This window comes from Rhizobium sp. 2MFCol3.1, assembly GCF_000377565.1.
Classification (GTDB): Bacteria; Pseudomonadota; Alphaproteobacteria; order Rhizobiales; family Rhizobiaceae; genus Rhizobium.
On sequence record NZ_KB898354.1, the window covers coordinates 356,239 to 376,916 of the forward strand.

Consider the following 20,678-nt stretch of genomic DNA (forward strand, 5'->3'; position numbering starts at 1 on the left):
TCCTTCGATCTTTCGTTGCCCGTTAGATATCGCGCTTGGGCGGATTTTGCAGTGGGGCAAAAATTGAACAGTGCGTCACGCGCTGATTGCGGCCAACGGTGCGATTGCTACTTGACGCTCAAGGCGGCGATCAGCGCGCGCAGCGCCGGCGGTGATTGGCGGCGGCTCGGGTGGTAGAGGTGAAAGCCGGGGAAGGGCGGGCACCAGTCGTCGAGCACCTGCACCAGTGCGCCGGAGGCGATCTCGTCGGCCACGTCGTGCTCCATCAGATAGCCGAGCCCGACGCCGGCGCGCACGGCTGCGGCCGGAAGCTCGCCATCGTTGACGATGAGGGGGCCGCTGGTGCGGATCTTGATCTCCTTGCCGTCCTTTTCGAACTCCCAGGGAAGCAGTCCGCCCGAGGTCGTCAGCCGATAGCCGATGCAGGCGTGGCGCTCGAGATCATAGGGCGTTTCCGGCGGCGGGATGCGGGCGAAGTAGGAGGGCGTGCCGACGACGACGGTGCGCAGCTCAGGCCCCACACGGACCGCGATCATGTCCTTCGCCACCGTTTCGCCGAGGCGGATGCCGGCGTCGAAGCCTGAGGCGACGATATCCGTCAGCCCGTCCTGGATGATCACCTCGACGTTGATATCGGGATGGGCGAGCAGGAATGCGGGCAGCTTCGGCACCAGCACCATCCGGGCGGCATAGGCGAAGGTGGTGATGCGGACCGTGCCGGAGGGGTTGTCGCGCCATCCGGCCAGCGCCTCGAGGCCGCCTTCGATATCCGAAAGCGCCGGGTTGAGCGATTGCAGAAGCCGCTCGCCGGCCTCGGTGGGAGCCACGCTGCGGGTGGTGCGGGCAAGCAGACGGACGCCTAATCTCTCCTCCAGGCCGCGCATCGCGTGGCTGAGTGCCGAGGGCGACATGCCGAGGACGGCGGCAGCGCGCGTAAAACTACGCTCGCGGGCGACGGCGGCGAAGGCGAGGAGATCGTTGAGCGTTCCGCGTTCCATTGCTGCATTCTGCTCACAAGTTCATGCGACGGGCAACCGCTAATCCCGTGGCTTGTGCCGGCCTAAATGGAGGGGTGTGAACAAGGAGCACGGATATGGACCTTACCAGCTATCGCACCCTCGGCCGCTCGGGACTGATCGTCAGCCCGCTGGCGCTTGGCACCATGACCTTCGGCGCCGGGCGATGGGGCGCCAACGAGCAGACCTCGCGGGCGCTGTTCGACGCCTATGTCGATGCCGGCGGCAATTTCATCGATACGGCGGATATCTATTCGGCGGGGAAGAGCGAGGAGATGCTCGGCGCGTTTCTCTCCGACAGCGGGCAGCGCGACCGGCTGGTGATGGCGACCAAATCGGGATTTCCACGCGGCGCGGGCACGCCGCTCTGGGGCGGCAACGGGGCGAAGAACATCCGCCTCGGCATTGAGGGATCGCTGAAGCGGCTGCGCACCGACTATATCGACATGTACTGGATGCATGTGTGGGACCAGACGACGCCGGCCGATGAAGTGTTGCAGACGCTTTCCGATGCCGTGCGCGCCGGCAAGATCCTGCATTACGGCTTTTCCAACACGCCCGCCTGGTATGTGGCGCGGATCGCGACGCTGGCCGAGGCGCATGGGCTGCCGAAGCCGATCGGCCTGCAATATGCCTATTCGCTGATCGATCGCGGCGTCGAGCTCGACCTCATGCCTGCCGGCGCCGAATTCGGGCTTGGCATGGTGCCCTGGAGCCCGCTTGCGGCCGGCCTTCTGACCGGCAAATACGGCCGCGAGATGCTGGCCGAGGCCGGGCGGGCCACTGCCTTGCCCGACAAGACCTCGGAGACATCGGTAAGCGGCAGCAACGGCCGGCTGAACGGCGACAATCCTTTCGGCGGCATGCTGTTTACCGAGCGCAATTTCGATGTGGTCGATGTGGTGACGTCGGTCGCGGCCGAGATCGGCCGGTCGGCAGCCGAGGTGGCGCTTGCCTGGGTGGCGCGCCGCGCCGGTGTTTCCTCGGTGCTGATCGGCGCCAGCCGGGTGGAGCAGCTGCAACAGAACATCGCTTCGCTGGATGTTGATTTCGACGACGCGATGCTAGAGAGGCTCGAGCAGGCAAGCGCGCTGCCGCTGCTCAACCCCTATTTCATCTTCCAGATGCCGACTAGCCGGCTGTTCGGCGGCCAGACGGTCGAGCGCTGGCCGAGGGGATGATATCAGCTGCCACCGCCGTTTCGACGGCGGTGGCTTCCATCGCTACGTTTTCCCATAGACGACCGATTTTTTTCCTGCTATCGGCCTTTCCACGATTTCAGGAACCCGATTTGATGTGCGCATACAGAACCCTGCGACGACGCTGATGCTCCCGAACGCCCAAGGGCGTGTTCGAGAACCCATCATTTTGTCTATCCGGTTTCTGTCTCTTCATGCACAAGCACGATCTGGTCTACCTCACTGAGGACGCGTCGCACGACGCCGCTATCGAACACATCAACGAAGAAGCTTTCGGCCCCGGCCGGCACACCCGCGCCGCCGCCCGCATCCGCGAGCAGGGGCCGCATGATCTGTCGCTGTCCTTCATCTGCGCCGATGACGGCGAGACGATCGCCTCCGTCCGCATGACACCCGTCATGGCCGGCGACGTGCCCGGCCATCTGCTCGGCCCGCTCGCCGTCCGCCCCTCGCACAAGAACCGCGGCATCGGCCGCGAGCTTGTGCGGATCGCGGTGGAAGCGGCCAAGCGCAAGGGCTCCGAGGCCGTCATCCTCGTTGGCGATCCGCCCTATTACGGGCCGCTCGGCTTCGAGAAGGTCGCCTATAACGCGCTGACCTTTCCGGGACCGGTCGATCCGGGCCGGGTGCTTGTCGTGCCGCTCGGCGGGGACGTGCATGGCCGGCTGAAGGGCACGATCGGCTGGCGCAAATAGGCCATCTGTTCTATTGAGCTATGACAGGGGCTGCGCTTCGCGTGGTCTTTCAGATGCTTGAGGGGGAGAAGGCATGGGTCGCATTTCAATCGACGAGGCGCTGGATCGCGCGGGGACCGGACCGTTTCAACGGCGGCTTCTCGGCATTTTCGGCCTCGTCTGGACGGCGGATGCGATGCAGGTGCTGGCGGTCGGCTTCACCGCCGCCTCGATCGCCGCGAGCTTCGGGCTGACGGTGCCGCAGGCGCTGCAGACGGGAACACTGTTCTTCCTTGGCATGCTGATCGGCGCCTACGCCTTCGGCCGGCTGGCCGACAAGGTCGGGCGGCGCAATGTGCTGTTGCTGACGGTGGCCTGCGATGCGGTGTTCGGGGCGCTGTCGGTTTTCGCGCCGAGTTTCACCATCCTGCTTGTCCTCAGGTTTCTCACCGGTGTGGCCGTCGGCGGCACGCTGCCGGTGGATTACGCGATGATGGCGGAGTTCCTGCCGTCGAAAAGCCGTGGTCGCTGGCTGGTGGCGCTGGAGGGTTTCTGGGCGATCGGGACGCTGATCGTGGCGCTTGCGGCGTGGGCTGCCAGCGTCGCGGGCGTTCAGGATGCCTGGCGCTACATCTTCGCGGTGACAGCGGTGCCTGCCATCCTGGGGCTCGGCCTCCGCCTCTTCGTGCCGGAATCGCCGCTCTATCTGCTGCGCGGCGGGCGCGGCGAGGAGGCGAAGACGACGATCAATCGGGTCCTTGTGGCCAATGGTAAGCCGGCACTTGGCACCGACGACGAGCTGGTCTCGCCGGCGCATGCGGCCTCCGAAGGCGTGTTTTCGGGCGCGCTTCGCCGTCGCACTGTCATGATCCTGGCGATCTGGTTCCTCGTGTCGGTCTCCTATTACGGTGTTTTCACCTGGATGCCGGCGAAGCTTGCGGGCGATGGCTTCGGCTTCGTCCGGGGCTATGGCTTCCTGGTTTTCGTCGCGCTGGCGCAGATCCCCGGCTATGCGCTCGCCGCCTATGGCGTCGAGGCCTGGGGCCGCAAGCCGACGCTGATCGGCTTCTGCCTTCTATCGGCAGCGGGATGCCTGCTGTTCGTCGTCTCCAGCGTCGATATCATGGTCGGGGCGTCGCTTCTGATCATGAGCTTCGCGCTACTTGGGACGTGGGGCGCACTCTATGCCTATACGCCGGAACTCTATCCGACCGCGGTGCGCGCGACCGGCATGGGTACGGCGGGTGCCGTCGCTAGGCTCGGCGGACTGCTCGCACCGTCGCTGATGGCGCTGGTCGTTTCCGAAGGGCTCGGCGTTGCGATCGGCCTCTTCGCCGGCTTCCTCGTGATCTCGGCAGTGGCGGCCATGGCGATCGATTCGGAGACGCGGCAGGTGGCGCTGAACTAGTCCCGGAGCGGCCGGTCAGGCTTTCGCGGCGCTGAAGAAATCGACCAGGCTACCGGGCGCTTCAGGGCCGAGGCACATCTTCAGGATCTCCGCCGACTCTGACGCTTCCACCGCGCTGCGGACAAAAAGCTCGGCCTCATAGGCCATCAGTGCCGCTTCGATATCGTTCGGATTGGCCGTGATCGCCCTGGCGAGTTCAGCGGCATCGAACATGGCGAGATTGGCGCCTTCGCCGGATGGCGACATCAGGTGCGCGGCGTCGCCGAGCAGGGTCACGCCCGGTGCCCGCTCCCATTTGTGGTCGTTCGGCAGCGCATGGATCGGGCGCAGGGCGGGGCCGGTGTCGCCATCGGTAACGAGGGCGGTCAGCTCGGGCGCCCAGCCGGCGAACTCCTCGGCGATCCGCGCCATGGCCGTTGCGCGGTTGGAAAAGTCGATCTGGGCGAACCAGTCCAGCGGCTTGTTCAATTGCACGTAGGTGTGCAACACGCCATTCGGCTCGCGATGGGCAGTGATGCCTTTGCCCGGTGCCATCGCATACATGGCACCGCCGCCGACGGCCTTGGCACTCGCTCTGTGCTTCGTGTCGCTGTCGAGCAGGTATGTCTCGATGAACGCGGTGCCGGCGTAGGTCGGCTTCGCCTCGGAGAGAAGCGGGCGAACCCTCGACCAGGCGCCGTCGGCTCCGACGAGGAGATCGGTCACGACCGTCGATCCATCGGCAAAGGCCAAAGCGTGCCGGCCGCCGCCGAGCGGCGACGCTTCGATGAGCTTGCTTCCCCAGCGCACGGTGTCGGCGGCAAGCGAGTTGAGGAGGATGCAGCGCAGGTCGCCGCGGTGCACTTCGGGGCGAGCGCCGGTGCCGTCGTCGGGATCGTCCCGGAGAACGATGCCGTTCTTGTCGAGGACCCGCGACGCTTGCCCACCGGGGTGGATGATCTCGAGGAACTGCTCGTAGAGACCGGCTTCCTTCAGTGCGGCCTGGCCGTTGTACTCGTGGATATCGAGCATGCCGCCTTGCGCGCGGGCCTCTGCCGATGCCTCGGCCTCATAGACCGTCGCAGCGATCCCGTGAACGTGGAGAACGCGGGCAAGCATCAGTCCGCCGAGGCCGGCCCCGATGATTGAAATCGAAGTGTTCATTCTACTTCCTCGATAATGGAATGTCATTCCATAGTTGGAATGTCGTTCCATTCATGTCAAGATGAGACATGATAAAAACGGCTCATGGCAAGCAGCGGCGGGAGGATTCGCTTTCACGGGAACGCATCGTCGAAGCGGCGATTGCGATTCTCGACAGCAGCGGAGAGGGCGCGCTGACATTCAAGGCCTTGTCGCTACGGCTCGAAACCGGCGCCGGGGCCATCTACTGGCATATCGACAGCAAGGACGATCTGCTCATTGCAGCCTGCGACGCCATCGTTGCCGGGACGCTGGGTGTGCTGCCGGAAAGCGCGGTCCCGGAGGCGGCGATCCGCGCGCTCGCGCTCGACATGTTCGATGCGATCGACGCGCATCCGTGGGTCGGAGCGACGCTCGCGCGGGCCGCGGGGCAATTGCCGACGGTGCGGATTCTCGAGCGCGTCGGCCAGCAGGTTCGCGCGCTCGGCGTGCCTGATGACGTGCAGTGGGCAGCGGTTTCGGCGCTGTTGAGCTATATTCTCGGCGTCAGCGGTCAGAACGCCGCCAACGCGCAGCTGGCTCGGGAGCGCAATCTCGACCGGGCTGATTTCCTTGGAGAAATGTCGTCCGTCTGGTCGAAGTTGGACCCCGCGGAGTACCCGTTCACGAACAGCATCGCGGCGCGACTGCCTGCTCACGATGACCGGACGGATTTTCTCGCCGGCATCGACTTCATCCTCAACGGCATCGCCCGCCGCTAGTCCAGAGTCCGCATTGCGCGATGAGGTTCAGGACTGGCCGAGCGCCTTGCGCAGAAACGTCCGTTTGCGGCCCTTCGGGAATTCCGGCAGTTCGCCGAAGATCTCGTATCCCTGTTTCAGATAGGCCTTGAGCGCCGTTGGGCTGAAGGTGTCGATCCAGGCGCCGTGGCAGCCGCGATTGGCGGCTTCGTGTTCGGCCATGGAGAGCAGGCGGCCGGCGAGGCCGGTGCCGCGGTGGTTTTCGGGGATGAAGAGCAGCTGGGTGAAGAGCCAGCCCCAGGCGGTGTAGCCGGAGAGGCCGCCGATCACCGTTCCATCCCCGTCGCGGATGAGCACCGCCAACGTCCGGCGATCGGCCGGGCCGACGTCGGCGTGGTTGAAGGCGGTGAGGGTCTCGCCGATGACCGCGAGGTCATCGGGGGAGGGTGTGGCGGTCAGTTCGAGTTGTGGCATCAGGTCAGCGGCCCTCGCGCCACCACATGGCGCCGAAGGCGAGCAGCAGGATGCCGACGCCGGCGAAGCCCGCGAAGAGCGGCAGCGTGTTGATGCCCTTCAGCACCGTCTCGTTGGTCAGGCGGATCTGCATGCGGTCATTGTCGGCGACGCGGATCTGGCCGCGCACCGGCAGGATCGGCGGTATCTCGACATTGCCGTCGGTATCCGAGACGCGGGCGACGAGGCCTCTGGTCTTGTCCGATATCGGCTTCAGCACGTCAGGCGTCGAGATCATCGCCTTGAACTCCGGCGCATCGACGGCGCCGACATGCACGAGCGTGCTCATCTCGCCGTTGCGGATCTCGAAGAGGCCGATTTCGTCCATGCGCTTCTCGGCCTTGAAGAGGCCGGGCTCGGACTGGACGAGCGGTAGCGTCTCGGTCTTGCCGGAGGGGTAGCGCACGGTGGCGTTGCCGGGATTGTCGCCGATGGTCTGGCGGGTGATTTCGAGCGTACGGCCGGAGGCGCGGGCGGTGAGCGCTTCTTCTTCCAGCGCCGGTTCCTTCATCAGCCAGTGGGCGACGCGGCGATAGAGCGAGACGTGCGGGCCGCCACCTTCGAAGCCGCGGGCCCAGAGCCAGCCCTGGTCGGACAGGAGCATGGCGACGCGGCCCTGGCCGGCGCGGTTCAGCACCAACAGCGGATTGTTGTCGGCGCCGACCATGACGGTCTCGCCCTGCGGCGGCTCGACGCCGACCGAGCGGAACCAGCGGCCCCAATGCGGCGGCTCGTCGGTGGAGCCGTCGAGGCCACGGGTGACCGGGTGTTTCTTGCCCTCGTCGGAGAGGCGCGGATAGAAGGCTTTTTCGACCATCTGGCCGGTCGGGGCGGCGGGGAGAACCGAGGAGAGCGGCGTCAGCGCGATCGAATCCGGGCCGGCGTGCTCGGGACCGGCGGCGATCAGCAATGCGCCGCCGTTTTCGACATATTGGGCGATGTAATCGTAATAGAGGATCGGCAGCACGCCGCGATGCTGGTAGCGGTCGAAGATGATCAGGTCGAAATCCTTGATCTTGTCGACGAAGAGCTCGCGGGTCGGAAACGCGATCAGCGACAGCTCGTTGATCGGCGTGCCGTCCTGCTTTTCCGGTGGGCGCAGGATGGTGAAGTGCACGAGATCGACGGAGGCGTCGGATTTCAACAGGTTGCGCCAGGCGCGCTCGCCGGCATGCGGCTCGCCGGAGACAAGCAGCACGCGCAGGTTCTCACGGATGCCGTCGATGACGTGGACGGCGCGGTTGTTGGCTTGCGTGACTTCGCCGGGAAGGGCGGCGACGGAAAATTCCAGCACGTTGCTGCCGCCGCGCTCGACCTTGAAAGAGAAGGGCGTATCGCGGCCGGGCGTTGCCTGCAGCGTGGCGATCTCGTTGCCGTTGAGCTTCACCGTCACGTCGGCAGTGCCGCCGGGGCTCGGGCCGTCGTCGAAGACGCGCAGCACCAGCTGCTGCTCCTCGTTGACGATGCCGAAGCGCGGCGCCTTGATGACCTCGATGCGGCGGTCGAATTCGTTGGCCTTGCCGGTGATCAGGCCGTGGATCGGGGCGTCGAAGCCGAGCGCCTGGTTGACGCCGGGCACGTCGTGGATCTGGCCGTCGGTGAGCATGATGGCGCCGCCGATGCGGGCGGGCGGCACGTCGGCGACAGCGGCAGACAGCGCGTTGAAGAGGCGCGTCGAGGGGGCGTCGGAATCTTCCGGCTCCGTGGCATCGACGTAGCGCGGCTCGACATTCGGAAAGCGGGCGAGGCGGTCCTTCAGAGCGGCAAGCGCGTCGTCGGTCATCTTGATGCGCTCGGGCGTCTGCTGGCTCTGGCTGCGGTCGACGATAACGGGGACGACAGTCGAGAGCTGCTCGCGGTCTTCCTGCATCAGCAGCGGATTGGCAAGCGCTGCCAAAAGCGCCAGAGCCGCGACGGTGCGGATCCAGGCGCCGCGTACGCCCCTGACGATGGCGAGTGCGGCAATGGCGACGACAATGACGGTCAGGCCGGCAAGCAGCGGCCAGGGGATGAAGGGCGCGAAATCAACCGTCATGTCACTGTCCCAGCCGTTCGAGGAGGGCGGGGATGTGGACCTGGTCGGTCTTGTAGTTGCCTGTGAGCATATACATCATGATGTTGACGCCGCTGCGGTAGGCGTATTCGCGCTGCGCCTCGTCAGGGGGCACGGTCGGCAGCAGCGGGACGCCATTGTCGTCCACGGCCCATGCGCCGGCGAAATCATTGCCCGTGATCAGGATCGGCGAGACGCCGTCCGCGGTTGCCGCTGACTTGGCATTGTTGGAGCGGTTGTCCTGGCGCGCCTCGATCCAGAGCGGGCTGCCGGCATAGCGGCCGGGGAAGCTCGACAGAAGATAGAAGGACTTGGTCAGCACGTGGTCGGAGGGGACCGGCTCCAGCGGCGGGATGTCGAGATTGGCGAGGATCTGCTGCAGCCGTTCGCCATTGGCGCTGCTGCCGCCACTGTTGTCGAGCGCGCTGAACTGGTCGCGGGTGTCGAAGAGAACGGTGCCGCCGGCGCGCATATAGGCGTCGATGCGGTTGATCGAGGCGGCAGACGGCATGGGCGCGGTGGCGGAAATCGGCCAGTAGATGATCGGATAGAAGGAGAGCTCGTCCTTCGTCAGGTCGAGGCCGACAGGGGCGGCGGGTTCGAGCGTGGTGCGGAAGGTGAGATATTCCGTCAGGCCCTCGAGGCCGCGCTCGGAGATGCGATCGACCTCGGCCTCGCCGGTGACGACATAGGCGAGGTGGGTGTTGTCGAGCCGCTGGAAGATCTGCTCGTCGCCGGGCTTGCTGTCGTCTGCGCGCGACTGGCTGGGCTGCACGAAGAAGGCCGCGCTGACAGCGACCGCGATCATCGCGGCCGTACGGGCTGCCGGGCGCAGGCGCGAGAAGGCGCCGCTCATGAACATCACGATCAGGCTGTCCGCAAGCAGGAGCAGGAAGGCGATGAGGAAGAGCGAGGGCTTGGCCGACCATGTCTCGCCGCCGATCAGGCCTTCGCGCACCAGCGTCACGCCCGAGGAATCGAGGGGTTTGAGTTCGGCGTTTGCGGGCAAGACGTTCAAGGCGGTGAACCCTTCCTCGGAGCCATAGAGGCCCGGCGGATTTTCGAAGCTGGCCAGAGGGGCGGCCTTGGCGTTGGGGATCAGCGGACGCGCGGCGCCGGTCTCGGTGGTGAGCGCGCCCTTGGCGGTCAGGAGCCGGAAGGGCGGCAGTGCTTCAGCGGTGGTGGCGCCGCCGGATTGCGAGGTGACGCCGCCGGAGCGCGACAGTTGCACGAGACGGCGCAGCATCTCGACGAAATTGCCTGAGATCGGCAGGTCGGACCATGTGGCCTCGGCACTGACGTGGAAGAGCACGATGCGGCCGGCATTCATCGGCTTCATCGTCACCAGCGGCGTGCCGTCGGCAAGGCTTGCCCATGTGCGTTCGGCCAGATCCGGCGTCGGCTCGGCCAGCACCTGGCGCTTGACGGTGACATCGGTTGGGCGCGCCATGCCGGCGAAGGGGCCGAAATTGGGGAATTCCGCCAGTTGCTGCGGCTCGGTCCATGAGAGCGCGCCGCCAAGCGCGCGTTCGCCCTGGCGCAGTGTGACCGGTACCAGCGGATCATCGGCGGGGGCGGCGGCCAGGCGCGGGCCGGCGAAGCGGATGAGCGTGCCGCCATTGTTGATCCAGCGCTGCAGCGGATCATAGGTCTCCTGCGGCAGGCGGCCGATATCGGCCATGACGATGACCGAGGGGTTCTGCGCCAGGAGATCCGGAATGGAGGTGGCGAGGTCGGGCGCGTTCGGCTCGATCAGATCGGCATAGGGCTGCAGGGCGCGCTGGATGTAATAGAGCGGCGACAGCAGCGGCTGGAAGCTGTCGCTGGCCTCGCCCGACAGAAGTACGACGCGGCGGCGCTTGAAGCCATCGTCAAGAAGATGGACGGCACCGGCCGTAGCGTGGTTGTCGATGCTGAGCCGCGCGAAGTCGTTGCGCATCTCGAAGGGGGCGGTAATCGAGCCTGAGGCGACAGACTGGCCGGGCTGGAAGGAGACGGAGCCGGAGGCGATGGCGCGGCCCTGCGCGTCCTGCGCGGTCAGCGGCAGGGTGGCGGCCGAGGCGCCGTCGAGGCGGGTCGCGGTGACGGTCATGGCGTCGGCGGCGTTGTTGGCGCCTGTTATTGCCACCGTCTGGGCGGCGTCGCCGGCGATCAGGCGCAATTGGCCGGGCTGCAGGTCGGAAAGCTGGCGCACGGTGGCGTCGTTGTCCTTGGCGGCGGCGCCGTCGGTCAGGAAAGCGAGCGTGCCGGGATGCACGCCGTTCAGCGCCGCACGCAGCGCCTCGAAGGCGCGCTGGCGGTCGGGGACGAGCGGCTGCGGCTCGGCGGCGCGCAGCTTTTCGCGGGCGACGGCGGCGGTGCCGGCGACAGCATCATTGCTTGGGTCGGCGGTGAAGGTGATCGCGACGGGCAGGCCGGCGCTATCGGCGTCGTCGATCAGCGCCTCGGCGGTCTCAACGCGGCGTTCCCAGTCGGGCGCGGTCGCCCAGCCATTATCGACGAAGAGCACGAGCGGGCCGCCCGCGGCGATCGAGCTGGTGCGCGGGTTGAAGACGGGATCGGCGATGGCGAGGATGACGGCGGCGGCAAGCAACATGCGCAGCAGCGTCAGCCACCAGGGGCTCTGCGCCGGCGTTTCCTCGCGCTTCAGAACGGTGGCGAGGATGCGCAGCGGCGGGAAGACTTCCGTCTTCGGGCGCGGCGGGGTCAGGCGCAGCAGCCACCAGATGACGGGAAGCGCCACGAGGGCGCCGAGAATGGCCGGATAGGCAAAGGCGAATGGAAGCGCGTTCACAGCTGGCCTCCATGCGTTGCTTTCCCGGGCATGCCGGAGAGGTGCATGTGGACGGCGACCAGCGCCTCGGAGGCGAGGTGATCGGTGCGGTGGCTGACGAAGGTCCAGCCGAGGTGGCGCAAGCTCTGGCCAAGACCATCGCGGCGGCCGAGATAGGCGCGCGTATAGGCGTCGCGGATATTTTCGGCGCGGCCGGAGGTGAGCTTCGAGCCGGTCTCGGGATCGGTGAACTCGGTGCGGCCGGTATAGGGAAACAGCTCCTCGGCGGGATCGGCCACCTCGATGACATGGCCGCGCAGGCCGCGGCGGGCGAGCGGGCCGATGCGGGCCATCACGGCCTCGGCGTCGTCGAGGAAATCGCCGATCAGCACGAGATCGCTTGAGCCGCGGATCATGGCGGTATCGGGCAGGCCACCGGTCAAGGGCGCGTGCATCAGGGCGACGGCCAGGCGCTCGGCGGCGTTGCGGGCGGAGATCGGCTCCATCACGCCGGGGCAGCCGACGCGTTCGCCGGAGCGGGCGAGTATTTCGGCGAGTGCCAGCATGATGACGAGCGCACGGCTTTCCTTCGAGACGCTGCCGAAGGTCGACTTGTACATCATCGACGGCGACATGTCGGCCCAGAGCCAGATGGTGTGGGCGGCTTCCCACTCGCGGTCGCGGATATAGGTGTGGTCGTCGCGGGCCGAGCGGCGCCAGTCGATGCGCGCCAGGCTCTCGCCTTCGCTATAGGGCCGGAACTGCCAGAAATTCTCGCCGATGCCACGCTTGCGGCGGCCATGCCAGCCGGCGATCACTGTGTTGGCGATCCGCTTGGCCTCGACGAGGCAATCCGGCAGCAGGCTGGCGCGCTGCCTTGCACGTGCAAGGGCATCGCTGCCTGGGGTCGGAGTGACGGTCTGTCCGATCGATGCCACGCGTGAGGCTTCCTTCCTGAGCTTAGCCCTTGGCCTGCTTCACCAGCCCGGCGATCACGTCGCGCACCGACATGCCCTCGGCGCGGGCGGCGAAGGTCAGCGCCATGCGGTGCTGCAGGACGGGTTCGGCCAGCGCGTGGACATCGTCGAGCGACGGGGCGAGGCGGCCTTCATAGAGCGCACGGGCGCGGGCGCAAAGCATCATCGCCTGGCCGGCGCGCGGACCGGGGCCCCAGGCGACGTTCTTGTCGGTGGCGGCGTTGCCCTGGCCGGGGCGGGCGGAGCGGACGAGCGCCAGGATGCCATCGACCACCTTGTCGCTGACGGGCATCTGACGGATCAGCGTCTGGATCTCGATCAGGCGCTCGGCACTGAGCACGGCCTGCGGCTTGGTTTCGGCAAGGCCGGTGGTGTCGAGCAGGATCTGCCGTTCGGCGGCGAGTTCGGGGTAGTTAACGTCGACCTGCAGCAGGAAGCGGTCGAGCTGTGCCTCGGGAAGCGGATAGGTGCCTTCCTGCTCCAGCGGGTTCTGGGTGGCGAGCACGTGGAAGGGCGTCGGCAGGTCGTAGCGCTGGCCGGCGACGGTGATGTGATACTCCTGCATCGACTGCAGCAGCGCCGACTGGGTGCGCGGCGAGGCGCGGTTGATTTCGTCGGCCATCAGGAGCTGGGCAAAGACGGGGCCCTTGACGAAGCGGAAGGAGCGGCGGCCGGTCTCGTCCTGGTCCATCACCTCGGAGCCGAGGATATCAGATGGCATCAGGTCGGGCGTGAACTGGATGCGGTTGGCGCCGAGGCCGAGCACTTCGCCGAGCGTGGTGACGAGCTTGGTCTTGGCGAGGCCGGGGACGCCGACGAGCAGGGCGTGGCCGCCCGAGAGCACGGCAAGCAGCGTGTTTTCGACGACGCTCTCCTGGCCGAAGATCACCTTGGCGACCTCGCTCCTCACTGTGGCGATATCGGCAAGCGCTTTTTCTGCAGCGGCGACGATCGCCTTTTCATCGAGGGGGGCTTCGGTCTTCATCATACCCATCAGGCATCTCTCCAGCGGCTGATCTCATTCGTCGCGAATCGTCGGACTTTTACACGTGTGCCTCATACCCGATAGAGTTATGAAGATGTTGCGGGCTGACAAGTTCGTTTCGAATGACTATCTCGTGACATTCCTGCGTTAAGTGCAAACAGAGACGGAACAATGGCAACCGAAGAGATCAAGGCAGCGACCGATGCCGCGGATCTGGCCGCGCTGATTTCGCGCGCCGCGGGCGATGGTGGCGATGCGAAACGCGGTCTTCCGCCCGTCGAGAAATGGAATCCGCCGTTTTGTGGCGATATCGACATGGAGATCCGCGCCGACGGGACGTGGTTCTACATGGGGACGCCGATCGGCCGGGCGCCGCTGGTGCGGCTGTTTTCCACGGTTCTGCGCAAGGATGAGGATGGCAAGACATACCTCGTAACTCCTGTGGAAAAAGTCGGTATCCGGATCGTCGATGCGCCGTTCCTCGCTGTCGAGATGAACGCCTCCGTCAGGGACGGGCAGGCGGTGCTGACCTTTCGCACCAATGTCGGCGATGTCATCGAGGCTGGCAAGGCGCATCCGATCAGGTTTGTCATTCACGGCGATAACAATGAGTTGAAGCCATACCTGCATGTGCGCGGGCGATTGGAGGCGCTGGTGTCGCGGGCTGTCATGTACCAGCTCGTGGAGCTTGGCGAGACTGTTGATGTCGATGGCGTCGCGATGTTCTGTCTGCGCTCCGGCGGCGAGACATTTCCCGTCATGCCGGCGGCCGAATTGGATGCGCTGTCGCGATGATAGATGTTCAGGCCAGAGACGGCGCGCTTTATTCCGCAGCCGAATTCAGACGCCGGGCAATGCACCAGATGGGCGGGCCGGTCGATCTGTCGTGGCGTGAGCATGGCGACCATATCCTCAATCCCGAGATCATCGCCCAGGTGGAGACCTTCAAGCTCAGGGACGCCGCCGTGCTGGTGCCTGTCATCGATGACGGCGACGAGGCGCGGGTGATCTTCACGCTGCGCACGTCGACACTGCGTAAACATTCCGGCCAGATCGCCTTTCCCGGCGGCAAGATCGATGGGGCGGACGAGACGCCGGAGCAAGCGGCGGTGCGAGAGGCCGACGAGGAGATCGGGCTGAAGGGTTCGTTCGTCGAGACGGTGGCGCGGCTGCCTGTTTATCTGGCCTCGACGGGGTTTCGCATCACGCCCGTGCTGGCGGTGGTGCAGCCCGGCTTTGATCTCAAGCTCAATCCCGATGAGGTCGACGACGTCTTCGAGGTGCCGCTTTCCTTCCTGATGGCACCCGGCAATCACATTCGCGACAAGCGAATGATCGACGGGCTCGACCGACATTTCTATCGCATGCCCTATGAAACCAGAATGATCTGGGGCATCACCGCGGGCATTGTCCGCACGCTTTACGAAAGGCTTTACGCATGACCAACCTTGCTCACGAAGCATGGTTCAACGACCCGGCGCTGAAGCGCGTTTTCTCGCTGCTGAATGCCGATGGCGGCGAGGGGCGCGTGGTGGGTGGCGCCGTGCGCAACAGCCTGATGGGCCTCGAGGTCAGCGATATCGACGTGGCGACGACTTTGACGCCCGACGTGGTGATCGAGCGCGCCAACCAGGCCGGGATCAAGGCGGTGCCGACGGGTGTCGAGCATGGCACGGTGACGCTCGTCATCGACCGCAAGCCGTTCGAGGTGACGACGCTGCGCGCCGATGTCGAGACCGACGGACGGCGGGCGACGGTGGCGTTCAGCACGGACTGGCAGACGGATGCTGAGCGGCGCGACCTCACGATCAACGCGCTTTACGTGGGCGAAAGCGGCGAGGTGGTCGATCTCGTCGGCGGGCTTGCCGATATCGAGAAGCGCAACATCCGCTTCATCGGCGATGCCGCGACCAGGATCAAGGAAGACTATCTGCGCATCCTGCGCTTTTTCCGCTTCTTTGCCTATTACGGCTCGGGGCGGCCGGATGCGGACGGGTTGCGGGCGGCCGCTGCTGCCCGCTCCAAGCTTTCGACGCTGTCGGCCGAGCGGGTGTGGTCGGAGATGCGCAAGTTGTTGTCGGCGGAAGATCCGGGGCGCGCGCTGTTGTGGATGCGCACCGTGGGCGCGCTGACGGAAATTCTGCCGGAAACGGAGAAGTGGGGCATCGACGCGATCCCGGCGCTGATCGCGACCGAGAAGGCGCTTGGCTGGGCGCCAGATCCGCTGCTGAGGTTGGCTTCTATCGTGCCGCCCGACGCCAAGCGGCTTGAGGCGATGGCGGTGCGGCTGAAGCTCGCCAATGCGGAAGCGGCTGTGTTCAAGGCCTGGGCTAATGCGGCGCCTGTTAACGACGAGATGTCAATGGCGGCCTTCGACCGGCTGCTCTATCGCAATGGTGCCGAGGGTATCATCACGCGGCTGAAGTTGGCGCTCGCGGTGGCGCGGGGGAAGGCCGAGGGCGATATGGCGGAGATGGCGCGATCGGCGCGGCTGCACAAGCTGCTCGATCACGCCAATGCATGGATCAAGCCGAGCTTTCCTGTGAATGGCGGGGATGTGATGGCGGCAGGCATTCCGTCGGGCCGGCAGGTCGGGGAGACGCTGGCCGCGTTGGAAAATCAGTGGGTGGAGGAAAACTTCGCCTCCGACCGGGCGACGTTGCTCGCCCGGCTTTCCGATCGCGTGAAATAAGGCGATCGCGTCAAATGATCAGGCCGCGTTCGCTTCGTTGCGGATGCGGGCCTTGATGTTATCGACCATGTTTTCGCGGATGATGGTTTCGCCATGCGCGGATTTCATGTGGTCGACGGCGCGGCGCACGACTTCGGCGTCGTCGCTTGCGCGTGTGTGCCAGCTGCATCCGGGGACCAGCGTTCCACATTCGAAAAGTCTCATCGTCTCCTCCTGACTTGAGTTCTCAATGACGCTTATGCGTTTTGTGGGAATGCTCCAGGGACGGGAAGGTTCCGGCCGGTTGTCGCACCGGCCGTAGGGATCGCCGTTTCACGCGATCGTGGATATGTCCGTTCCCGGGCCCTTGAGCCCGATTACTCGGGCATCGCCCAAGCGCGGTAGCAATCCGTGTGGGCGCTGTTGTTCTGGCCCTTGGTGCGGCGCGACAGCTCGTCTGCGGACAGGCCGCCGGCGAGTTGAAGCTTGACCTGTTCCACAAAGCAGGAAAGGGGCAGATCGGAACCGCTCTTGGCTTTCAGCGCTTCGGCCAGCCGGTTGAGCAGTTCAGGTGTGTCGATTGGGCGGGGTGGTTGTTGAGCACCTGCCGTCGCCGGTGTTCCACTCTGTATCGTCATGACAATCCTCCTCCGATTGTTGAACGCGTACATCTATGAAATGGGTATCCGGTCCGCTTATTAAAAGCCTCTCACACGCAGTTTACCGATCTTTCCTCCCAGTTACGGCCAGCGAACGGCGGGGGGTAGCGATGAGAGAATGGACTCGACATTCCCACCCGTTTTCAAGCCGAAGATCGTTCCCCGGTCATATAGCAGATTGAACTCGACATATCGCCCACGGCGAATCAATTGTTCTTCACGATCTTGTTCTGTCCACTGTTTATTGAAGTTGGAGCGAACAATCCGTGGATAAACCATGGCGAAGGCGCGGCCGACATCGCGCGTGAAGGCGAAATCGGCGCTCCAGCCGCCGGCTTCTTCGCTCGAATGCAGCCAGTCATAAAAGATGCCGCCGGTACCGCGCGCTTCGTTGCGGTGCTTGAGGAAGAAGTATTCGTCGCACCACTTCTTGTAGGCGTCGTAATCGGCAACGCCGGCGTGGCTGCGGCAGGCGATTTCCATCGCCTTGTGGAACAGGCGGGTGTCGTCGTCTTCCTGGGTGCGGCGCCGGTCGAGCACCGGCGTCAGGTCAGCGCCGCCGCCGAACCAGCGGCTCGATGTGACGACCATGCGGGTGTTCATGTGCACGGCGGGGACGTTGGGGTTCACGGGGTGAGCGATCAGCGAGATGCCCGAAGCCCAGAAGCGCGGATCGTCCTTGGCGCCGGGCATCTGGGCGCGCAGGTCGGCGCTGAATTCGCCGTAGACGGTAGAGGTGTGGACGCCGACCTTTTCGAAGACGCGGCCTTCCATCATCGACATGCGACCGCCGCCACCGGCGCCGTTCTCGCGCTTCCAGTCCTTGGCGACGAAGCGGCCGGGCTGACGATCGGAAAGCGGTCCTGCGAGCTCATCCTCGATCGCTTCGAAAGAGGCGCAGATCTGGTCGCGCAGGCCCTCGAACCAGGTGCGGGCCATTTCCTTCTTGTCCTCGATATCCGCGGGCAGGCCGATCGGAAGTTCGGGTCGTTCCATAGTCGTCGTCTCCGGTACGCGCGCGGGCAAAATTCGAGTCACACCCGCTTCAATCGCCCCTGATAGCAGGTCGTTTGGCATAGCGCCAACAGCCCAACGGCGTTGATGAGCGGGCCTCAGATTCGACTCGCAATATTCAGGCGTCGATACTACCTTTCCATTAGAGGTAGGTTGTATGACGAAGATCCCAGGACCGCCGTCATTTGACGGCTTGAAACGAAGGATTGCCAAGCACCGGGCCGAGGGCACGCCGCGTAAGAACGACCGGTTCGTGCGGCAGACCTATTGCCTGGCGCTGCTCGATGCGCGCGCCAAGGCCCGCGAGTGGTTCGACGAATATCCCAAGGCCGCCTACTGGACCGAAGTCGAGAGCTGGCGGCAGCTCGACGGCGATCAGATCGAGTTCACCATGCGGCGTCTGCCATCGGCCGATTGAGGCTTATTCGGCGGCGTCGCGCAGGCGGCTTTCGATCAGCAGGCCGCTTTCATCCAGGATCGGATGCGCGACCGAGACGATGTGGGCGTTGATGCGCTTCAGGTCGCGCAGCATGTCGAGATGCAGCGAACTTGTCTGCAGGCTATCGGCGCGGCCGTCGCGCAGGCGTTCCAGATGGCGCTCGGAGGATCGCTTCTCCATGCGGCGTACCTCCACCTTCACTTCCATCAGCTGACGGGCGAGATTGAAATCGCGGGTGACGAAGATCGTCTGGGCGATGCGGAGGTTCTCCAGCGTCAGGTGGAAGAGCTTGCTCAGCTCCTCATAGCCGTCTTCGGAGAATTTCAGTCCGAGCGACACCTTCTTGGCGACCTGCGGCAGTAGGCCCTTTTCGATGATGTCGCCGATATGCTCGAGATTGATGGCGTAGTCGATGATGACGATGGAGCGGCGTCCGTCCTCCTCGCTGAGACCGCCGCGGCCGAGCTTGGAGAGGTAAATCTTCACTTCCTGCTGCAGGCTGTCGACGCGTTTCTCGAGGCTCGCGATTTCGGTCAGCTTCGACATGTTGTTGCGCTCGAAGGCATCAGCCGCGCGTTGCAGCATGCGCTCGATCAGGTCGCCGACACCAAGCACTTCACGGGTGGCGCTGGCGAGCGCAACCACTGGCGTCGAGAGTTCCTGTGGGTCGAGATAGCGCGGGGCGTCGTCGGTCTGCTCGTCCTCGGGGACAAGCTTCAGCATCAGGCGCGACAGCAGCCGCGAGAAGGGCCAGGCGAGGGCCGCAAGCAGCAGGTTGAAGCCGAGATGGGCGTCGACCGGCAACTTGGCCGGCGACAGCGGCAGGGTTTCGAGGAGATCGGCGCCGAAGCCGGCGAGCGGCAGCGCGATCAGGCAGCCGATGGCGCGCACGATCAGGTTGCCCAGCGTGACGCGCTTGACCGAGGCGGGGCCGGAAAGCGAGGCGATGACGGGCGGGATGGCGCCGCCGAGATTGGCGCCGAGCACCAGCACGATCACAAGGCCTGCTGACAGGATGCCCGTCGAGGCGAGCGACAGGATGAGGACGACGGCGGCGAGGCTGGAGGAGGAGATGAAAGCGATGCAGGCCGAAAAGGCGAGTGCCACCGGCCAGGCATTGTCGAGCAGGCCGATGAAGGCCGACAGGGCCGGCGACTGGCGCATCGGCTCGGTGGCGCTGCTCAAGAGGTGCAGCGACAGCAGCATGAGGCCGATGCCGATCAGCGCCTGACCGCCGCCCTGGCGCGACGTCGAGCCGCCGCGATAGAGCACGATGCCCGCGAGGATGACCAGCGGCGACAGCCACTCGATGCCGGTCGCGACGATCCAGGCGGTGACGGCGGTGCCGACATTGGCGCCCAGAAGCACGATCTGCGCCATGCGCGGCTTGACCAGCTCGCGCTCGACGAAGGAGGCGACCATCAGGGCGGTTGCGGTGGAGCTCTGCAGCGCGATGGTGGCAACGAAACCGGAGACGAAGGAGCGCAGGCCGCTCTTGGTGCCGGATGCAAGCCCGGTCCGCAGACGCGCGCCGAAAGCGCGCGATACGCCATCCTTCACCTGCGACAGGCCGAACAGCAGCAGGGCTACGGCGCCGAACAGGTTGATCATGACGATTGTGGATTCCATGCGGGCTTGTCTTTTTCTATCTCTTGGCGCCATCAGTGGCGCGTTTTGCGACTCTCTGGTTGCGGCAAATCATTGAAATATCGGCATATCGTCCGATTTTTTGTTTGCCCGGCTAAAAATTATACGCCTGATCGGCGATTTCACAACGCCGTTCGCGACATTATGCGCCGCTGAACCGGCATTTCCGTGGCAGGGTCAGGACCAGACGGTCTGGCGCATGGCTTCGCCCGTGATCATTGCCGCCGATACCGCGACATTGATCGAGCGTTGGCCCTCGACCATGGGCACCAGGATGCGGGCGTCGGCGGTGTCGTGCACATGATCGGGCACGCCGGCGCTCTCGCGGCCGAAGAGCAGGATGTCGTCGGCGTGGAAGCGGAAGTCGGTGTAGCGGCTGGAGGCCTTGGTGGAGGCGAGTACGAGGCGGCGGCCGGTGGTTTTGCGCCAGTCCTCGAACTGCTCGAAATTGACATGGCGGGTGAGGGCGGCGGCGGCGATGTAATCCATGCCGGCGCGCTTGAGGTTGCGGTCGGAGATGTCGAAACCAGCGGGCTCGATGATATCGACGGCAAAGCCGAGGCAGGCGGCGAGCCGCAGGATGGTGCCGGTGTTGCCAGGAATATCGGGCTGATAGAGTGCTATTCTGAGGTCCGCCATGATCGCCCCGTTTGATCGCTTCTGTCCGGCCTGACCTATTGCAAGTGCGGTTTTGGTGCAACAGCCTGCTTTTTGGGCGGGAATCTTTGGCTTTCGGCAAGTTTGGGCTGGAAAACCCATCAATTTCGCGTTATCGGTGCATATCTTCA

Annotated in this window: 20 protein-coding genes; 8 read left to right on the plus strand and 12 right to left on the minus strand. The window is 65.1% G+C overall.

Annotated elements, in window-relative coordinates; genetic code table 11:
• Nucleotides 1–107: 107 nt before the first annotated feature.
• Entirely contained in the window at nt 108–998 is an 891-nt protein-coding gene (locus D460_RS0104660; protein ID WP_018897348.1) for a LysR family transcriptional regulator, read from the minus strand.
• A gap of 95 nt (nt 999–1,093) precedes the next feature.
• On the opposite strand from D460_RS0104660, the gene D460_RS0104665 reads away from it, so the two are divergent.
• The 3 genes from D460_RS0104665 (at nt 1,094) to D460_RS0104675 (ending at nt 4,297) form a co-directional block, all read left to right on the plus strand.
• A complete protein-coding gene (locus D460_RS0104665; RefSeq protein ID WP_018897349.1) occupies nt 1,094–2,197 on the plus strand; it encodes an aldo/keto reductase in 1,104 nt (367 codons plus the stop codon).
• 212 nt (nt 2,198–2,409) lie between these two features.
• Entirely contained in the window at nt 2,410–2,910 is a 501-nt protein-coding gene (locus D460_RS0104670) for an N-acetyltransferase (protein ID WP_018897350.1), read from the plus strand.
• Nucleotides 2,911–2,983: 73 nt separating this feature from the next.
• Nucleotides 2,984–4,297 carry an MFS transporter gene (locus D460_RS0104675; protein WP_018897351.1) on the plus strand — a complete coding sequence of 438 codons (1,314 nt, stop codon included), beginning with the start codon at nt 2,984–2,986 and terminating at the stop codon, nt 4,295–4,297.
• Between the two features lie 15 nt (nt 4,298–4,312).
• Here the strand turns inward: D460_RS0104675 and D460_RS0104680 are convergent, their stop codons facing one another.
• Complete coding sequence (locus D460_RS0104680) at nt 4,313–5,440, minus strand: NAD(P)/FAD-dependent oxidoreductase (RefSeq protein WP_018897352.1); 1,128 nt, start codon at nt 5,438–5,440, stop codon at nt 4,313–4,315.
• A gap of 68 nt (nt 5,441–5,508) precedes the next feature.
• Between D460_RS0104680 and D460_RS0104685 the strand changes: the two genes are divergently transcribed.
• On the plus strand, nt 5,509–6,180 hold the full coding sequence (locus D460_RS0104685) for a TetR/AcrR family transcriptional regulator (protein ID WP_018897353.1): 672 nt from the start codon (nt 5,509–5,511) through the stop codon (nt 6,178–6,180).
• Nucleotides 6,181–6,207: 27 nt separating this feature from the next.
• Here D460_RS0104685 and D460_RS0104690 read toward each other — a convergent pair whose 3' ends face one another.
• The 5 genes from D460_RS0104690 to D460_RS0104710 are packed head-to-tail and all read right to left on the minus strand — an operon-like array spanning nt 6,208 to nt 13,469.
• Complete coding sequence (locus D460_RS0104690) at nt 6,208–6,633, minus strand: GNAT family N-acetyltransferase (protein WP_018897354.1); 426 nt, start codon at nt 6,631–6,633, stop codon at nt 6,208–6,210.
• Nucleotides 6,634–6,637: 4 nt separating this feature from the next.
• A complete protein-coding gene (locus D460_RS0104695) occupies nt 6,638–8,707 on the minus strand; it encodes a membrane protein (RefSeq protein ID WP_018897355.1) in 2,070 nt (689 codons plus the stop codon).
• A gap of 1 nt (nt 8,708) precedes the next feature.
• Entirely contained in the window at nt 8,709–11,519 is a 2,811-nt protein-coding gene (locus D460_RS0104700) for a DUF4159 domain-containing protein (protein ID WP_018897356.1), read from the minus strand.
• Nucleotides 11,516–12,436, minus strand: coding sequence for a DUF58 domain-containing protein (locus D460_RS0104705; protein ID WP_018897357.1), 921 nt, complete (start codon nt 12,434–12,436; stop codon nt 11,516–11,518). Before D460_RS0104705 ends, D460_RS0104700 begins: the two co-directional genes overlap by 4 nt.
• 22 nt (nt 12,437–12,458) lie before the next feature.
• On the minus strand, nt 12,459–13,469 hold the full coding sequence (locus tag D460_RS0104710) for a MoxR family ATPase (RefSeq protein WP_018897358.1): 1,011 nt from the start codon (nt 13,467–13,469) through the stop codon (nt 12,459–12,461).
• Between the two features lie 162 nt (nt 13,470–13,631).
• On the opposite strand from D460_RS0104710, the gene D460_RS0104715 reads away from it, so the two are divergent.
• Genes D460_RS0104715 through D460_RS0104725 form a run of 3 tightly spaced genes read left to right on the plus strand, consistent with a single transcriptional unit; the run spans nt 13,632 to nt 16,152 of the window.
• Nucleotides 13,632–14,255 (plus strand): DUF1285 domain-containing protein, encoded by a 624-nt coding sequence (locus D460_RS0104715; protein WP_018897359.1) that lies wholly within the window; start codon nt 13,632–13,634, stop codon nt 14,253–14,255.
• Nucleotides 14,252–14,902, plus strand: a complete 651-nt coding sequence (locus D460_RS0104720; protein WP_018897360.1) for a CoA pyrophosphatase — start codon at nt 14,252–14,254, stop codon at nt 14,900–14,902. Before D460_RS0104715 ends, D460_RS0104720 begins: the two co-directional genes overlap by 4 nt.
• Nucleotides 14,899–16,152 carry a CCA tRNA nucleotidyltransferase gene (locus D460_RS0104725; protein WP_018897361.1) on the plus strand — a complete coding sequence of 418 codons (1,254 nt, stop codon included), beginning with the start codon at nt 14,899–14,901 and terminating at the stop codon, nt 16,150–16,152. The genes D460_RS0104720 and D460_RS0104725 overlap by 4 nt, the downstream gene beginning before the upstream one ends.
• Before the next feature lie 18 nt (nt 16,153–16,170).
• On the opposite strand, the gene D460_RS0104730 is transcribed toward D460_RS0104725, so the two are convergent.
• The 3 genes from D460_RS0104730 to hemF form a co-directional block, all read right to left on the minus strand.
• Nucleotides 16,171–16,356, minus strand: coding sequence for a DUF1059 domain-containing protein (locus tag D460_RS0104730; RefSeq protein WP_018897362.1), 186 nt, complete (start codon nt 16,354–16,356; stop codon nt 16,171–16,173).
• Between the two features lie 152 nt (nt 16,357–16,508).
• Nucleotides 16,509–16,769: a hypothetical protein gene (locus D460_RS0104735; protein WP_018897363.1), complete on the minus strand. Its 261-nt coding sequence runs from the start codon at nt 16,767–16,769 to the stop codon at nt 16,509–16,511.
• A 102-nt stretch (nt 16,770–16,871) separates the two neighbouring features.
• Entirely contained in the window at nt 16,872–17,786 is a 915-nt protein-coding gene (gene hemF / locus D460_RS0104740) for an oxygen-dependent coproporphyrinogen oxidase (protein WP_018897364.1), read from the minus strand.
• Nucleotides 17,787–17,961: 175 nt separating this feature from the next.
• Between hemF and D460_RS0104745 the strand changes: the two genes are divergently transcribed.
• Nucleotides 17,962–18,222 carry a hypothetical protein gene (locus D460_RS0104745; RefSeq protein WP_018897365.1) on the plus strand — a complete coding sequence of 87 codons (261 nt, stop codon included), beginning with the start codon at nt 17,962–17,964 and terminating at the stop codon, nt 18,220–18,222.
• A gap of 3 nt (nt 18,223–18,225) precedes the next feature.
• Here the strand turns inward: D460_RS0104745 and D460_RS0104750 are convergent, their stop codons facing one another.
• Together D460_RS0104750 and D460_RS0104755 are read right to left on the minus strand one after the other, a co-directional pair.
• Nucleotides 18,226–19,872 (minus strand): Na/Pi cotransporter family protein, encoded by a 1,647-nt coding sequence (locus D460_RS0104750; protein ID WP_018897366.1) that lies wholly within the window; start codon nt 19,870–19,872, stop codon nt 18,226–18,228.
• Nucleotides 19,873–20,067: 195 nt separating this feature from the next.
• Nucleotides 20,068–20,529: a tRNA (cytidine(34)-2'-O)-methyltransferase gene (locus D460_RS0104755; protein WP_018897367.1), complete on the minus strand. Its 462-nt coding sequence runs from the start codon at nt 20,527–20,529 to the stop codon at nt 20,068–20,070.
• Nucleotides 20,530–20,678 lie beyond the last annotated feature (149 nt).

Bases quoted from the DNA above. Each gene is read 5' to 3' on its own strand.
- D460_RS0104660 (WP_018897348.1), bottom strand. From the start codon at position 998: ATGGAACGCGGAACGCTCAACGATCTCCTCGCCTTCGCCGCCGTCGCC.
- D460_RS0104665 (WP_018897349.1), top strand. From the start codon at position 1,094: ATGGACCTTACCAGCTATCGCACCCTCGGCCGCTCGGGACTGATCGTC.
- D460_RS0104670 (WP_018897350.1), top strand. From the start codon at position 2,410: ATGCACAAGCACGATCTGGTCTACCTCACTGAGGACGCGTCGCACGAC.
- D460_RS0104675 (WP_018897351.1), top strand. From the start codon at position 2,984: ATGGGTCGCATTTCAATCGACGAGGCGCTGGATCGCGCGGGGACCGGA.
- D460_RS0104680 (WP_018897352.1), bottom strand. From the start codon at position 5,440: ATGAACACTTCGATTTCAATCATCGGGGCCGGCCTCGGCGGACTGATG.
- D460_RS0104685 (WP_018897353.1), top strand. From the start codon at position 5,509: ATGATAAAAACGGCTCATGGCAAGCAGCGGCGGGAGGATTCGCTTTCA.
- D460_RS0104690 (WP_018897354.1), bottom strand. From the start codon at position 6,633: ATGCCACAACTCGAACTGACCGCCACACCCTCCCCCGATGACCTCGCG.
- D460_RS0104695 (WP_018897355.1), bottom strand. From the start codon at position 8,707: ATGACGGTTGATTTCGCGCCCTTCATCCCCTGGCCGCTGCTTGCCGGC.
- D460_RS0104710 (WP_018897358.1), bottom strand. From the start codon at position 13,469: ATGGGTATGATGAAGACCGAAGCCCCCCTCGATGAAAAGGCGATCGTC.
- D460_RS0104715 (WP_018897359.1), top strand. From the start codon at position 13,632: ATGGCAACCGAAGAGATCAAGGCAGCGACCGATGCCGCGGATCTGGCC.
- D460_RS0104720 (WP_018897360.1), top strand. From the start codon at position 14,252: ATGATAGATGTTCAGGCCAGAGACGGCGCGCTTTATTCCGCAGCCGAA.
- D460_RS0104725 (WP_018897361.1), top strand. From the start codon at position 14,899: ATGACCAACCTTGCTCACGAAGCATGGTTCAACGACCCGGCGCTGAAG.
- D460_RS0104730 (WP_018897362.1), bottom strand. From the start codon at position 16,356: ATGAGACTTTTCGAATGTGGAACGCTGGTCCCCGGATGCAGCTGGCAC.
- D460_RS0104735 (WP_018897363.1), bottom strand. From the start codon at position 16,769: ATGACGATACAGAGTGGAACACCGGCGACGGCAGGTGCTCAACAACCA.
- hemF (WP_018897364.1), bottom strand. From the start codon at position 17,786: ATGGAACGACCCGAACTTCCGATCGGCCTGCCCGCGGATATCGAGGAC.
- D460_RS0104745 (WP_018897365.1), top strand. From the start codon at position 17,962: ATGACGAAGATCCCAGGACCGCCGTCATTTGACGGCTTGAAACGAAGG.
- D460_RS0104750 (WP_018897366.1), bottom strand. From the start codon at position 19,872: ATGGAATCCACAATCGTCATGATCAACCTGTTCGGCGCCGTAGCCCTG.
- D460_RS0104755 (WP_018897367.1), bottom strand. From the start codon at position 20,529: ATGGCGGACCTCAGAATAGCACTCTATCAGCCCGATATTCCTGGCAAC.